Origin of the sequence: Zoogloea sp., assembly GCF_041914405.1 — a bacterium.
In the GTDB taxonomy this organism is placed as follows: Bacteria; Pseudomonadota; Gammaproteobacteria; order Burkholderiales; family Rhodocyclaceae; genus Zoogloea.
Window position 1 is genome coordinate 1 of the sequence record NZ_JAYSDK010000058.1, and the last position, 14,581, is coordinate 14,581.

Here is a 14,581-nt window from a genome sequence, read left to right on the forward strand (position 1 = left end):
ATCGGGTTGTCGCCGGGCACGTCGGAGATCAGCAGGTTCACCACCCGCGCCGGATGGCAGGCCGCCGCCAGCCGGCCACCCTTGATCGCCGAGAGGTGACGGCGCACGCAGTTCATCTCGGAAATAGTCGCGCCGGACTTGAGCAGGGCCCTGTTGATGGCCTGCTTGTCCTCCAGCGTGACGCCATCGCCGGGCAGCGGCAGCAGCGCCGAACCGCCCCCCGAGATCAGGCAGATCACCAGGTCGTCGGCGCTCAGGCCGCGCACCAGTTCGAGCATCCGCGCGGCCGCCTCGCGGCCCGCCGCGTCGGGCACCGGGTGGGCCGCCTCGACGATCTCGATGCGCGCGCAGGGCACCGCGTAGCCGTAGCGGGTGACCACCAGGCCGGACAGCGGCCCCGGCCAGTGGCGCTCCAGCGCCTGGGCCATCGCCGCCGACGCCTTGCCGGCGCCGATGACGAGGGTCCGCCCCTTGGGCGGCTCGGGCAGGAAGCGGGGAATGCAGTGCTCGGGCTGGGCGGCATTGACCGCGGCAGTGAACATTGCGGTAAGGAGATCGCGGGGGGCGGTGTGCATAGGGTTGTCCTTGTCGTTCAGCGGCTGCCCAGGTCGAGGAAGCGCACCCACTGGGAGCCCTTCCACAACACCGTGCGGCCCATGTCCATCAACTGCTCGGCGCCTTCCACGACGGTCAGGAAGTGGTTGCCGGCGAGCTGCCCCATTTTGCTGCCAAAGCGGCAGCTGCCATAGGCAAACAGGATCTCGGTTTCCGAGAAGCCCCCCGGGTAGAGCAGCACGTCGCCCCGCGACGGGTGGCTGGTGTGGTTCTCGAAGTCCAGGCCGGTGTCGAAGTCGGCCAGCGGTACCCACACCGCCTCGCCGCTCCAGCGGGAATGGATGACCTGGTTGGAGAAGGGCAGCATCTTCAGGAAGGCCGCGCAGGTCTTCGGCGCGGCCTCCTCTTCGAGCCGGGCGACAAAACGGTAGGAACCGACTTCGATGGCGAGATGGCGCACCGGCTCGCTCCTCAGTCGGCAGCCTGTTGGCCGATCTCGAAATTGGCCATCTTCTCGAGGGCGCGCACCAGGGCCGAATGGTCCCAGCCGGCGCCGCCGTGGGCCGCACAGGTGTTGAACAGCTCCTGGGCGATGGCGGTGCTGGGCAGCGCGACGCCGAGCTGGCGACCAGTGGTCAGGGCCAGGTTGAGGTCCTTCTGGTGCAGCGCGATGCGGAAGCCCGGCTCGAAGGTACGCTTGACCATGCGCTCGCCGTGCACTTCCAGGATGCGCGAGTTGGCGAAGCCGCCCATCAGCGCCTGGCGCACCTTGGCGGGATCGGCGCCGGCCTTGGCGGCCAGCAGCAGGGCCTCGCCCACCGCCTCGATGGTCAGCGCGACGATGATCTGGTTGGCCACCTTGGTGATCTGGCCGTCGCCGTTGCCGCCGACCAGGGTGATGTTCTTGCCCATCAGCTCGAACAGCGGCTTGACCTTGTCGAAGGCGGCCTCGCTGCCGCCGACCATGATGGTCAGGCTGGCCGCCTTGGCGCCCACTTCGCCGCCGGACACCGGCGCGTCCAGGTATTCGCAACCCAGCGCGTTGATGCGCTTGGCGAAATCCTTGGTGGCCACCGGGGAGATGGAGCTCATGTCCACCACCGTCTTGCCGGCGGACAGGCCGGCGGCGACGCCCTCGGGGTTGAACAGCGCGTCCTCCACGTGGGGCGTGTCGGGCACCATGGTGATGACGATGTCGGCGTTGCGGGCGACTTCGGCGCCGCTGGCGCAGGTCCGCGCGCCGGCCTCGACGAGTTCCGCCGGCGTGGCGCCGTGGGTGAAGGTGAAGACGGTGTGACCGCCCTTGATGAGGTGGCCGGCCATGGGGGCGCCCATGATGCCGAGACCGATGAAGCCGATGTTTGCCATGATGTCTTGTCTCCTGGTGGTGGTCGTCGTGGGGCCGGCGCTCAGGCGTTCTTCAGCCAGCCGAGGCCTTCCGTGGCGGTGGTGCCGGGCTTGTATTCGCAGCCGATCCAGCCGGCGTAGCCGAGGCCGTCGATGTGGCGGAACAGCCACGGGTAGTTGATCTCGCCGCTGCCCGGCTCGTGGCGGCCAGGGTTGTCGGCCAGCTGGATGTGGGCGATGCGCTGCAGGTTCTTGGCGATGGTCGCCGCCAGTTCGCCCTCCATGCGCTGGGCGTGATAGATGTCGTACTGCACGAAGAGGTTGTCGGAGCCGACCTCGTCGAGGATCTCCAGCGCCTGCGCCGTGCGGTTCAGGTAGAAGCCGGGGATGTCGTAGGTGTTGATCGGCTCGACCAGCAGACGGATGCCAGCCTCCTTCAGCTGAGCCGCGGCAAAGCGCAGGTTGGCGACGAAGGTCTCGCGCAGCGCGGCCTCGGACACGCCAGCCGGGGCGATGCCGGCCAGGCAGTTGAGCTGCGTGCAGCCGAGGGCGCGGGCGTAGTCGATGGCGGTGGCGACGCCGTCACGGAACTCGGCAACCCGCTCCGGGTGGCACGCAATGCCGCGCTCGCCGGCTTCCCAGTTGCCGGCCGGCAGGTTGTGCAGCACCTGGACGAGGCCGTGGCGGGCCAGCTCGGCGGCCAGGTCTTCCTTGGCGAAGGCGTAGGGGAAGAGATACTCGACCCCCTTGAAGCCGGCCGCCGCGGCGGCGCCGAAGCGCTCCAGGAAAGGCAGCTCGGTAAACAGCATGGAAAGGTTGGCGGCGAAACGCGGCATGGTGGTGTCCTTTCGTGGGCCCCGTGGCATCACACCGAAGGCATGAAGCTGGGGATGAAACCCGTGGGGGCGAATTCATTCGCCCTCCGTCGTTTGATTGACCTCCGCGGGCGAATGAATTCGCCCGCACAGAGGAAGAGGAGAGGGAGATCTCCGTTGCGCGCTCAGTCCAGCAGGGCCACCGCGGTCGGGGCGTCGGCGCCGCAGGCGGCCAGGTCCTCGAACTCGTTGATGGCGTTGATTTCGGTGCCCATCGAGATGTTGGTGACGCGCTCCAGGATGATCTCGACGACCACCGGCACGCGGAACTCCTCCATCCACGCGCGGGCCTGGGCGAAGGCCGCCTGCACGTCCTCGGCCTTGCGCACGCGGATCGCCTTGCAGCCGAGGCCTTCGACGACGCCGATGTGATCGACGCCGTAGCCCTCGGTCTCCGGGGCGTTGATGTTCTCGAAGGCCAGCTGCACGCAGTAGTCCATGTCAAAACCGCGCTGGGACTGGCGGATCAGGCCCAGGTAGGCGTTGTTCACCACCACATGCAGGTAGGGCAGCTTGAACTGGGCGCCGACGGCCAGCTCTTCGATCATGAACTGGAAGTCGTAGTCGCCCGAGATGGCCACCACCTTGCGGGACGGATCGGCCGCACACACGCCGAGCGCCGCCGGGATGGTCCACCCGAGGGGGCCGGCCTGGCCGCAATTGACCCAGTGACGCGGCTTGTACACGTGCAGGAACTGGGCGGCGGCGATCTGCGACAGGCCGATGGTGCTGACGTAGGTCGTGTCCTTGCCGAAAGCCTTGTTCATCTCTTCATAGACCCGTTGCGGCTTCACCGGGCTGACTTCGAAGTGGGTCTTGCGCTGCAGCGTGCGCTTGCGCTCTTGGCACTCGGCCACCCAGGCGCTGCGGTCGGCGAGCTGGCCGGCGGCCTTCATGTCGCGGGCCACGGCGATCAGCTGGTCGAGGGCCGCACCGGCATCGGAAACAATCCCGTAGTCGGGCCCGAAAACGCGGCCGATCTGGGTCGGTTCGATGTCGATATGGACGAACTTGCGCCCTTCGGTATAGACCTCGACCGAGCCGGTGTGGCGGTTGGCCCAGCGGTTGCCGATGCCGATCACGAAGTCGGAGGCCAGCATCGTCGCGTTGCCGTAGCGGTGGGAGGTCTGCAGGCCAACCATGCCGGCCATCAGCGGATGGTCGTCGGGGATCGTGCCCCAGCCCATCAGGGTTGGAATCACCGGCACGCCGGTCAGCTCGGCGAATTCCTGCAGGCGGGCCGCTGCATCGGCGTTGATGACGCCACCGCCGGCGACGATCAACGGACGCTCAGCGGCGTTGAGCATGGCCAGCGCCTTCTCGGCCTGGGCACGGGTCGCCGCCGGCTTGTGCAGCGGCAAGGATTCGTAGGTCTCGATGTCGAACTCGATCTCGGCCATCTGCACGTCGAAGGGCAGGTCGATCAGCACCGGGCCGGGGCGGCCGGAGCGCATGACGTGGAAGGCCTGCTGGAAGACGCGCGGCACCAGAGCCGGCTCGCGCACGGTAACGGCCCACTTGGTGACCGGCTTGGCGATGGACTCGATGTCCACGGCCTGGAAGTCTTCCTTGTAGAGCCGCGCCCGCGGCGCCTGGCCGGTGATGCACAGGATGGGAATGGAATCGGCGGAGGCCGAGTAGAGGCCGGTGATCATGTCGGTGCCGGCCGGGCCGGAGGTGCCAATGCACACGCCGACATTGCCAGCGGTGGCACGGGTGAAGCCTTCGGCCATGTGGGACGCGCCTTCCACGTGGCGGGCCAGCACGTGCTTGAAGCCGCCGTCCTTCTTCATCGCCGAGTAAAGGGGGTTGATCGCTGCGCCGGGCACGCCGAAGACGGTCTCCACGCCTTCCTTGCGCATCACCGCCGCGGCGGCATCCACTGCTCTCATTCGGGCCATTTTTTCCTCCTTTGGGGTCTGTCCGATGAATCGATGGGGACAGCTTAGGGATAAAGGCATGCGGCTTGAATTGCCGCCGGGATCGGTTCTTTCGATACTTTTTATATCGATTAAGGCTAAAACTCTGCATCCCCCCGTGGGGGCGACTTCATTCGCCCGCCATCGGCCAAATGAAGTCCGAGGGCGAATGAATTCGCCCCCACAGAGGAATTACATCGCTCGCCAACTCAACGCAGGGCGCCGCTCAGCAACAGATAGCCGGGCACCCAGCCGGTCAGCACGCCCTGCCCGATGGCCACGCAGGCGGTCAGCCGGGTCAGCGGTTTGTTAAGCGCGAGCAACAGGAAGAACAGCATCCAGAGTATCGACCAGGCCACCCACGACAGCCCCAGCCACCACTCCCCCGGCGAGCTGGCCAGGCGCAGGCAGTCCGCCGCCACAGGTATCGCGGTGAGGGCCACGAACAGGCTGAACCAGCCCAGCCCGCGGCCATCGGCGCCGCTGTAGCGGTTGATCGCCACCCACAGGTAGGTGAAGGAGAACAGCAGCGACAGGGCCGCCGCCTTCACCGATGCCAGGTCGGCGCCGTCGCCGAAGGCCAGCTTGAGCGCGATCAACAGGGACAGGCCGCCGGCGAACAGGTTGATCACCGGGATCTCCCGGTCGCCAATGCGGCCGAGCATCCACAGCCCGTTGAGGATCAGCACGGCGCCCACGTAGAGCAGCGCCAGTCCGAGCAACATGGCTACGCCCTCAGCGCCGGGCCAGCGCCGCGCTGCCGGCGAAGCGGGCCGCCGGACCCAGCTCACGCTCGATGGCGAGCAGCCGGTTGTACTTCTCGACGCGATCCGAACGGCTCGCCGAACCGGTCTTGATCTGCCCGCAGGCGGTGCCCACCGCCAGATCGGCGATGGTCGTGTCACCGGTCTCGCCGGAGCGATGGGAGACGATCGCCCCGTAACCGTGCTGGCGTGCCAGCTCGATGGCGGCGAGGGTCTCGGTGAGGGTGCCGATCTGGTTGGGCTTGATCAGGATCGCGTTGGCGACCCCCCTGTGGATGCCGTCGGCCAGCAGGCGGGTGTCCGTCACGAAGAGATCGTCGCCGACCAGCTGGGTACGCCGGCCGAGGCGGTCGGTGAGCTGGCCCCAGCCGGCCCAGTCGTCCTCGGCCATGCCGTCCTCGATGCTGACGATGGGGTAGTCGGCGACCAGCTTGGCCAGGTAGTCGCAGAACTCGGCCCGCGACAGGTCGAGGGATTCGCCGGCCAGCACGTAGCGCTCGCCCTTGGCGAACTCCGACGAAGCGCAGTCGAGGGCCAGCGCCACCTGGCTGCCCGGCTCGTAGCCGGCCAGGCGGATCGCCTCGAGGATCAGGTCGAGGGCCTGGCGAGTGCCGTCCACATTGGGTGCAAAACCGCCCTCGTCGCCCACCGACGTGGGGAAACCGTAGCGGTCGAGCAGGCCGCGCAGCGCGTGGAAGACGCCGACACCAGCGCGCAGCGCGTCGCCGAAGCGCTCGAAGCCATGGGGCACGATCATGCATTCCTGGATGTCGAGGCTGTTGTTGGCGTGGGCGCCGCCGTTGAGCACGTTCATCAGCGGTACCGGCAGTACCGGCTCACGCCCGTCCGATAGGTGGCGGTACAGCGGCTGGCCAGCCGCCTCGGCAGCGGCGCGGGCGCTGGCCAGCGACACGGCGAGGAGCGCGTTGGCGCCGAGGCGGGACTTGTCGGCGGTGCCGTCCAGATCGCACAGGATGCCGTCGATGTCCGCCTGGCGAGCCGCGTCGTGGCCCTTCAGCGCAGCGGCGATGGGGCCTTCGACATGGGCCAGGGCCTTCTGCACGCCCTTGCCACCGAAACGCGCCGGGTCGCCATCGCGCAGTTCGAGGGCTTCGCGCTTGCCGGTGGAGGCGCCAGAAGGCACCGCGGCGGTCCCGCGGTGGCCGGACTGCAGCGTGACGGTGGCCTGCAGCGTCGGGTTGCCGCGGGAGTCGAGGATTTCGAGGCCTTCTATTTGGGTGATTTCATGCATCGAGACATGTCTCCGGTGAGAGGAGCGAAAGAACTCCGCAGGGGCTCCCTGTAGGGGCGAATTCATTCGCCCGCGGACGTTGATCAACCACCGAGGGCGAATGAATTCGCCCCTACGGGTCAGCTCATCGAAATTTCAGAAGTGCCATTCCAGTTGCAGCGTCGGGGCGCGGGTGTTGATGCCGGGCTTGGTGACGCCGGCGGCGTTGGCGTGGTTGCCGAACTTGTTAAGCCACAGCTCGTAGCCGACGCCAGCCCAGACGGTGTTCTTGCGGCTGCCGGCGAGCTGGCCCAGGTCGGCCATCAGGGAGGTGCGCATCAGGGTTTCCGCCTCGGTCTTCACGCCGGCGTAGTCCTTGCCCTTGTCGCCGATGTAGTTGATGAAGCCCTGGAACTTGAGCGGCAGCGGACCGGCCTGGAAGGGAATGCCCCAGGCCGCGCTAAGCATCCACTGGGTATCGAAGGAAATCTCGGCCTGCGGACAGGCCGGCGCGCCAAGGCCGCAGTGGTTCCATTCGCGGGCGGCCAGCAGGCTCACGTCCAGGAAGCCGGGCACGTCGAACTTGAGGGTCGGGCCGACCACCAGCAGGCGCTTGCGCGGGGCGAAGCGGGTGTCCTTGGTGTTGAGGTCGAAGCCGCCGGTCAGCGCCACCTCCTTCACCGGGCCGAAGGACAGGTCCTTGTCGAGGGCCTTGCCCAGGTGCAGCTGATGACGATAGGTCAGGTAGAACTCGGTGGCACCCGAACCGCCGCCATTCACCGGATCATTTTTGTCGGACTGCAACACGTCCAGGTTCAGGAAGTTCTGGCCGACCGCGTAGCCGCTGCTGTGGGTGAATTGCAGCACGTGCTTGCGAACGTCCTGGGTATTGCTCGGCTCATGGAACTGGGTGCCGTAGCGGTAGCCGAGGAAAGTGTCGGTCCAGGTGGCAGCGGAAGCGAGGGGCGCGGCAATCGACAGGCAAAGGGAGGCCACACCGGCCAGCGGCCGGCAAAAAATCTTCTTCATGATTGTCTTTCTGTGAGGAGTGGTCCGGGCGCGGATCAGTGGGCTTCGTGGGGGATGGCCTCGCAGGCTTCGCCGCTGGCGTTGCGGCGGCCGGTGCCGTTGAGGAACACGTTGAGCACGACGGCCGACAGGGCGGCGAGCAGGATGCCACTGTGCAGCAGCGGGCCAAGGGCCTTCGGCATGCTGTGGAAGAAGGTCGGGGCGACCAGCGGGATCATGCCCAGGCCGATGCTGACCGCCACCACGTAGAGGTTGTTGCGGTTGGTACGCAAGTCGGCCCCGACCAGGATCTTGATACCCGTCGCGGCGACCATGCCGAACATCACGACGCCAGCGCCGCCAAGCACGAACTGGGGCACGGAGGCGATCACCACCGCCATCTTCGGGAACAGGCCGAAGGCCATCAGGATGACCCCGCCGACGATGCACACCCAGCGGCTCTTCACGCCGGTGACACCCACCAGGCCGACGTTCTGGGAGAAGGAGGTGTGCGGGAAAGTGTTGAGGAAACCGCCGATCAGCGTGCCGAGGCCGTCGGTGCGCAGCCCGCGGGTCAGGTCGTCACGGCTCAGGCGGCGCCCGGTGAGATCGCCGAGGGCCAGGAACATGCCGAGGGATTCGACCATCACCACCACCATCACCAGGCACATGGTCGCCACCGACACCAGGTCGAAGGTCGGCATGCCGAACTGCAGCGGGGTGACCAGGGCGATCACCGGTGCTTCGTTGATGCCGGCGAAGCTGACCTTGCCGAGGGCCATCGAAATCAGGAAACCGACCACCATGCCCAGCAGCACCGACACGTTGGACAAGAAGCCACGGCCGTACTTGGTGATCAGCAGCACCGAGACCAGCACGATGGTGGCAATGGCGATGTGCTCCGGCGCGCCGTAGGCCGGGTTGTCGATCATCTTGCCAGTCGCCGCGTCCTTGATCATGGGATTGCCGCCGGCCGCCCAGTTGACCGCCACGCGCATCAGCGAAATGCCGATCACCGAGATGATGGTGCCGGTGACGACGGGCGGAAACAGCGGCAGACAGCGGGACACCAGCGGGGCGAAGAAGATGCCGAAGATGCCCGCCGCGATGCCGGCACCGAGAATGGCGTTGATGCCCAGCTCGGGGTTACCGGCCATCGCCACCATCGGGCCGACGGCAGCGAAGGTGACGCCCATCATCACCGGCAGGCGGATACCGAACTTGCCGATGCCGAAGGCCTGGATGATGGTGACGAGGCCACAGCACAGCAGATCGGAATTGATCAGCAGCGCGATCTGGTCTTTCGGAAAACGGAGGGCGCCGCCGACGATCAGCGGCACCGCGATGGCACCGGCGTACATCACCAGCACGTGCTGCAAGCCCAGCGCGATGAGGCGGCCGGCGGGCAGGCGCTCGTCGACCGCATCGACCGGTTGGGCACTTCTTTCCTGCGAATACTCCGACATGGAGGTCTCCTTCGTTATCAGCATGAGCGCCTCTGCGGGCGCTGGTGGCGAATGCTCCGGACGAGGAATCGACCGGACTCAGGCCCAGTTTAGGTGCCGGCCCGCGGCGCGGCAGAGCTCAGTCTTGATAAGCGGAATAAGCACTTCGATATTGTCGCAATGCAGCATTTTTCATTCCCTTCAAACACTGGCCTACCACCCCATACATCTTGCAGCGCAACACAGATTGCCGGCCTGCACGGTGTGGTCGGCAAGTTCATTCGCGGCACCTTCTGGGTATTCTGCAGACCAAGCGATACCCACCATTATTCGAAATCCCATAAGCCGATGAAGTCGTCCCCCTCCTTTCCCCGTCCCGCCGCCGCCGCGCTGCTGCTGATGTCGCTGATCTGGGGCTACAACTGGGTGGTGATGAAGCAGGTGATCCGCTATGCCGATCCCTTCGACTTTTCGGCGATCCGCACGCTGTTCGGCGCCCTGTCCCTGTTCGCGCTGCTGCTCCTGCGCCGCCGCCCGCTGAAACTGGTGGCCGCACGGCAGACGATCCTGCTCGGCCTCTTGCAGACCGCCGCCTTCACGGCACTGATCCAGTGGGCGCTGGTCGCCGGCGGCGCCGGCAAGACCGCGGTGCTGGTCTACACCATGCCCTTCTGGCTGGTGCCACTGGCGGCCTGGCGCCTCGGCGAACGCATCAGCCCGATCCAGCAGGCCGGCACCGCCGTGGCGGCTGGCGGCCTGCTGCTGATCCTCGAACCCTGGGCCGCCCATGGCAGCCTGGCCAGCAACCTGCTCGCGCTGGCTGGCAGCCTGGCCTGGGCGCTGGCGACCATCGTCGCCAAGCGCCTGCGCCAACAGCACGAGGTGGATGTACTGACGCTGACCGCCTGGCAGATGCTGTTCGGCGCGCTGGCCCTGTGCGTCGTCGCCGCGCTGCATCCGTCGCGGCCCATCGACCCGACGCCCTATTTCTTCGGCGCCCTCGCCTTCAACGCCGTGCTCGCCACCGGCCTCGCCTGGCTGCTGTGGCTCTACGTGCTGGAACACCTGCCCGCCGCCATCGCCGGCCTGTCGGCCCTCGGCATTCCGGCCATCGGCGTGCTCGCCGGCTGGCTGGAGCTGGGCGAACGCCCCAGCAACGCCGAGCTCGGCGGCATGCTGCTGATCGCCACCGCGCTGCTGCTCGTCAATCTCGTCCCGGTACTCCGCCGCTCCGGCCCACCCCGTTCCTGAACAGGTTTGCCATGACCACGCCCCGACCCTGCATCCACTGCATCGACGACACCCCGGCCACCCGCCGCGCCCTCGCCGCCTGCGCCGCCAGCCTGGATCTTCCGCTGCACACCTGGGACAGCCCGGACGAGTTGCGCGCGGCCCTCGACGGCGACGCCTGCGGCGTGATCCTGGTGGACATCCGCCACACCGACGACGACTGCGCAGATTTCATCGTCAGCCTGGCCGCCGACGGCATCGACCTGCCAATAATCGTGCTGGCCGCCGATGCCGACGCAGCCCAATGCCGGCAGGCCTTCCGCGCCGGCGCCGCCGACTTCCTGGAGAAGCCGCTGCAACGCGACGAACTGCGCCTAGCCCTGCGTCACACCATCGGCCAGCACGTACTGCAGCACGCCCGCCTCGACGCGGAACGCCAGGCCCGCCAGCGCTACGCGCAGCTATCGGAACGGGAACGGGAAGTCCTGGCGATGATCGTCGCCGGCCTCACCAACAAGGAAGTCGCCCGCGCCCTGGATGTCTCGCCGCGCACCATCGAGGTCCACCGCTCCCGCCTGGGGCGCAAGCTCGGGACGGATTCGTTCGCGCAGATGGTGAGGTGTTATGCGGGGCTGGTGGAGGGGGATTCTGCGGCTGACGCGGCCAGCGTCGTGCGAACTTGCGGGCGGGACCGCATGCCTGTGGGGTCGAATTCATTCGACCTGCGGGTGTGACGACCTGACAACTTGGTTGCCTGGCTGTCCTTGCGGGGCGGCTTCCTGTTTATTGGCTTGGATTGGCCGGGACTCGCCCGGGGCAATGCAAGACCAAACAAAGGAAAGCCGCCCAGAAAACAGCACCCCAAACCAAAAAACAAAAAAACGGCCCACCACCAGCCGGGAGGGGGAGAAAACCGGCAGTGGGCCCAGGGCAAAAAAGAAACCCGATTAACCCACCCTCTCCGACCACAACACCCCGCCGGTCGCCCAGTTCTCCCGCTTCACATCCACAAACAGGATATCCACCGCCGACGGCTCGCAGCCGAGCACGCGGCAGGTTTCACGGGTCAAGACCTCGACGAGCTCGCGCTTTTCGGCCGGCGTGCGGCCATCAAAGAGTTCGATGTGCAGGGTCGGCATGGAAGTGCCCTTTCAGGTTTGGACTGCGGGATTGCTTATGGGAGGCACCCCGTAGGGGCGAATTTTTGTGGGGGCGAATGAATTCGCCCCCACGGGATGTCATGCCTTCACGCCGCAAACGACGGCTCGTCCCGCATCAAGCGACGCAGCAGCATCGGCCATTCGAGGGCACCTTCCGGCGCCGGGTCGGCGGTGAGCTGGCGGTGGCTGCGGGCCAGCACGGCTTCCGGCGGCATCACCCGCCGGGTGGCGTCGGGGGCGGCGGCCAGCGCGGCGAGCTGGATCTCGCAGGCCTGCTCCAGGGTGTGCATCAGCACGTAGGCCTCGGCCACCGTGCGGCCGCAGGTCAGGGTGCCGTGGTTGCGCAGCAGCAGCGCCGGATGCAGCCCGAGGGCGGCGATCAGGCGGGCCAGCTCGGGCTCATCGAAAACAAGGCCGCCGTAATCGTGGATGCCGATGTCGCGCCAGAAGCGCAGCGCCGGCTGGGACAACGGCAGGAGGCCGTCGACCAGCGTGGACACGGCGATGCCGGCGCGGGTGTGGAGGTGCAACACGCAATGGGCGTCCGGCCGGGCACGGTGCACTGCGGAGTGGATCGCGAAGCCCGCCGGACTGGCGATGCCCTTCCCGGCCAGCACCTGGCCGGCGAAATCCACCACCAGCAGGTTGGAGGCGGTGACCTCCTCGAAGCCCAGCCCGAAGCGGTTGATCAGGAAGGCATCGGCGCGCCCGGGCAGGCGCCGGGAGATGTGCGTATAGACCAGGTCGTCCCAACCGTTACGGGCCACCAGGCGGTAGCAGGCGGCCACGTCCACCCGCGCCCGCCACTCCGCCTCGCCGAAGGCCGGGGGCCGCCGGGCGTAGGCTTCACCGACATCGTCGCTGGACATGGCCGTCTCCTCACAGGGCCGGGATCACCGCACCGGGGTCGAGGCTCACCTCGTCGCAGTTGGGCGTGTTGCCGCTGCGATCCACGACGAGGAAATCGCACACCGTCTCCAGCGCCAGCAGCGGGTGGTGCCACACGCCGGTGGCGTAGTTGACGCCCTGGTCGCCGCGGGCCAGGAAGACGCGCAGGTCTTCCGCCTTCGGCGCCGCACCTGCCGGCGCCACCACCACCAGGTAGGGCTTGCCGGACATCGGGATGAAGGCCTGGCTGGCCAAGGGGTGGCGCTCCATCATCTCGACGCGGAAGGGCAGCGTGCGCGGCTGGCCGCGGAAGATGGAGACGATCACCTTGCCGTCCGGGCCCGCCTCGATCTGGGCGAGGTCGTGGTAGCGCTCGGTGTTGCCGGCGTTGATGGTGAAATGGCGCACCGCGTCGCTCGCCTCGATGACGTCGCCAAAGGGGGCGAAGGCTTCACGGGTGAGCGGCTGCGGGGTCAGGCTGAGGCTGTTCATCGCCACTCCTTACTTGGCCACCTTGCCCCACAGGCGCAGGCGCGACACACCGCCGTCGGGGAAGATGTTGAAGCGCACGTGGGTGATCGGCCCGAGCTTGGCGATCTGTTCGGTGAAGGTATGCACCGCGTCCATCGTCAGCTTCTGCTCGGGCAGCAGGGTCTGCCAGAACATGCTCTGGGTGGTGATGGAACGGTCGGTGCCGCCGCTCACGAAGGCCGCCTGGATCGAGCAGCGGTCCGGGAAGTTGCCCTTAAAGAAGGCGGTGTCCACTTCGATCCTTTCGACCGTGCCGGCGGCGCCCAGTTCGAGCACACACCAGTCGTTACCGGGTTCGCGACGGCGGCGGGTTTCCCAGCCGTCGCCCATGTTCTGGCCGCGGCCGGGCAGCAGCAGCGCGGCGACGGTGGAGCCGAAGCTGGCGTCGTTCCAGGACACCGCGCGGCCGCCGTTCTCCATCGCCACGAGGTCGATGGTCTCGTCGCCGGTCAGGCTCTCCAGCGCACCGACCGGGCGGCCATAGACGCGCAGGCGGGCGATGCCGCCGTCCGGGTAGATGTTGACGCGCAAGTGGGTCCACGCCGCGTCACTGGCGCATTCGAGGATGTGGTGGCTGTTGGGGCCGAGGGGCGTGGCCGGCAGGATCTCGGTCCAGCTGGCGGCTTTCAGGGTCTCCACGTCGTCAGTGCCCGACACGGTGGCTTCGATGGACACCGCCGGCGGGTAGTTGCCGGTGAAGTGGCTGGTGTCCACGTCGAAGCCGCGGATCACGCCCTTCACGCCAAGCTTGACCAGCGCCCAGTCGTGGCCGGCGACACGCTTGCGGCGGGACTCCCAGCCGTCCATCCACTTGCCGTTGGTGTCGAACTTGCCCGGCACGAACTGGGCCGGTTCCGGGTTGAGCATGCGCGACACTTCGGCAAAGAAGTCGTCGGAGGCGTAGAGCGCCTGCGCGCCGAGGCGCGGGTTGGCGAGATCCACCGAACGCAGCGCCCAGTCGGGCAGGTCGGCGGGAGCGGCGAAAACGGGGGCGCCGGGAGTGTGGCTGGCCATGGATGAGTCTCCTTGTATGTTCTCTGTCAGGCTTGGGGGCGGTGGGGGTGCTTGGCGATCCAGTGGCGGGCGACATCCACCCGCCGGCACACCCACACCCGGTCGTGTTTTTCAATATGGTCGAGGAAACGCTGCAGCGCGCGGAAACGCCCGGGCCGGCCAAGCAGGCGGCAGTGCATGCCGACGCTGAGCATCGCCGGCCGCTCGTCCCCTTCCTCGTACATCACGTCGAAGGCGTCGCGCAGGTATTCGAAGAACTCGTCCCCGTGGGAAAAGCCTTGCGGCAGCGAGAAGCGCATGTCATTGGTGTCGAGGGTGTAGGGCACGATCAGGTGCGGTGCGGTGCTACCGTCGCTCTTCCGCACCTCGGACCAGAACGGCAGGTCGTCGCCGTAGTAGTCCGAGTCGTACAGGAAGCCACCGTAGTCGGCGACCAGGCGCCGCGTGTTGGGAGAGTCCCGCCCGGTGTACCAGCCCAACGGCCGCTCGCCGGTGAGCTCTTCGATGATCTGCATGCCGATCCGCATGTGCTCGCGCTCGGTGGCCTCGTCCACGTTCTGGTAGTGGATCCAGCGCCAGCCGTGGCAGGCGATCTCGTGGCCGAGCTCCTTGAA

The 14,581-nt window shown here is 67.3% G+C and carries 15 protein-coding genes and 1 pseudogene; 2 read left to right on the forward strand and 14 right to left on the reverse strand.

The features are described 5' to 3' along the window. The 9 genes from ACE3RX_RS22235 to ACE3RX_RS22275 form a co-directional block, all read right to left on the reverse strand. A partial coding sequence (locus tag ACE3RX_RS22235) for a glycerate kinase (protein ID WP_374487156.1) occupies nt 1-575 on the reverse strand: 575 nt, incomplete at its 3' end. Nucleotides 576-592: 17 nt separating this feature from the next. Beyond that, entirely contained in the window at nt 593-1,015 is a 423-nt protein-coding gene (locus tag ACE3RX_RS22240; RefSeq protein WP_374487157.1) for a DUF3830 family protein, read from the reverse strand. Nucleotides 1,016-1,026: 11 nt separating this feature from the next. Then, entirely contained in the window at nt 1,027-1,923 is an 897-nt protein-coding gene (locus ACE3RX_RS22245; protein ID WP_374487158.1) for a 2-hydroxy-3-oxopropionate reductase, read from the reverse strand. Between the two features lie 41 nt (nt 1,924-1,964). Further along, on the reverse strand, nt 1,965-2,738 hold the full coding sequence (hyi, locus tag ACE3RX_RS22250; RefSeq protein ID WP_374487159.1) for a hydroxypyruvate isomerase: 774 nt from the start codon (nt 2,736-2,738) through the stop codon (nt 1,965-1,967). A gap of 164 nt (nt 2,739-2,902) precedes the next feature. After that, nucleotides 2,903-4,678, reverse strand: coding sequence for a glyoxylate carboligase (gene gcl, locus ACE3RX_RS22255; protein ID WP_374487160.1), 1,776 nt, complete (start codon nt 4,676-4,678; stop codon nt 2,903-2,905). Nucleotides 4,679-4,905: 227 nt separating this feature from the next. Beyond that, the gene (locus ACE3RX_RS22260; protein ID WP_374487161.1) at nt 4,906-5,421 is read right to left on the reverse strand and encodes an AmiS/UreI family transporter; all 516 of its coding nucleotides are present in this window, start codon (nt 5,419-5,421) and stop codon (nt 4,906-4,908) included. Between the two features lie 10 nt (nt 5,422-5,431). After that, nucleotides 5,432-6,712 (reverse strand): phosphopyruvate hydratase, encoded by a 1,281-nt coding sequence (gene eno / locus ACE3RX_RS22265; protein ID WP_374487162.1) that lies wholly within the window; start codon nt 6,710-6,712, stop codon nt 5,432-5,434. Between the two features lie 135 nt (nt 6,713-6,847). Further along, nucleotides 6,848-7,720: a hypothetical protein gene (locus ACE3RX_RS22270; protein ID WP_374487163.1), complete on the reverse strand. Its 873-nt coding sequence runs from the start codon at nt 7,718-7,720 to the stop codon at nt 6,848-6,850. A gap of 35 nt (nt 7,721-7,755) precedes the next feature. Next, the gene (locus ACE3RX_RS22275) at nt 7,756-9,189 is read right to left on the reverse strand and encodes a nucleobase:cation symporter-2 family protein (RefSeq protein ID WP_374487164.1); all 1,434 of its coding nucleotides are present in this window, start codon (nt 9,187-9,189) and stop codon (nt 7,756-7,758) included. 303 nt (nt 9,190-9,492) lie between these two features. On the opposite strand from ACE3RX_RS22275, the gene ACE3RX_RS22280 reads away from it, so the two are divergent. Further along, entirely contained in the window at nt 9,493-10,395 is a 903-nt protein-coding gene (locus ACE3RX_RS22280; RefSeq protein WP_374487165.1) for a DMT family transporter, read from the forward strand. Nucleotides 10,396-10,406: 11 nt separating this feature from the next. Next, nucleotides 10,407-11,108 (forward strand): response regulator transcription factor, encoded by a 702-nt coding sequence (locus tag ACE3RX_RS22285; RefSeq protein ID WP_374487166.1) that lies wholly within the window; start codon nt 10,407-10,409, stop codon nt 11,106-11,108. A gap of 213 nt (nt 11,109-11,321) precedes the next feature. On the opposite strand, the gene ACE3RX_RS22290 is transcribed toward ACE3RX_RS22285, so the two are convergent. The 5 genes and pseudogenes from ACE3RX_RS22290 to ACE3RX_RS22310 form a co-directional block, all read right to left on the reverse strand. After that, a complete protein-coding gene (locus ACE3RX_RS22290) occupies nt 11,322-11,513 on the reverse strand; it encodes a 4-oxalocrotonate tautomerase (protein WP_374487167.1) in 192 nt (63 codons plus the stop codon). Between the two features lie 107 nt (nt 11,514-11,620). After that, nucleotides 11,621-12,403: a class II aldolase/adducin family protein gene (locus ACE3RX_RS22295; RefSeq protein ID WP_374487168.1), complete on the reverse strand. Its 783-nt coding sequence runs from the start codon at nt 12,401-12,403 to the stop codon at nt 11,621-11,623. 10 nt (nt 12,404-12,413) lie between these two features. Beyond that, the gene (locus tag ACE3RX_RS22300; protein ID WP_374487169.1) at nt 12,414-12,914 is read right to left on the reverse strand and encodes an ureidoglycolate lyase; all 501 of its coding nucleotides are present in this window, start codon (nt 12,912-12,914) and stop codon (nt 12,414-12,416) included. 9 nt (nt 12,915-12,923) lie between these two features. After that, nucleotides 12,924-13,967 (reverse strand): allantoicase, encoded by a 1,044-nt coding sequence (gene alc, locus ACE3RX_RS22305; RefSeq protein WP_374487170.1) that lies wholly within the window; start codon nt 13,965-13,967, stop codon nt 12,924-12,926. Nucleotides 13,968-13,993: 26 nt separating this feature from the next. Continuing rightward, nucleotides 13,994-14,581, reverse strand: a pseudogene (locus tag ACE3RX_RS22310) (allantoinase); the annotation flags it as partial.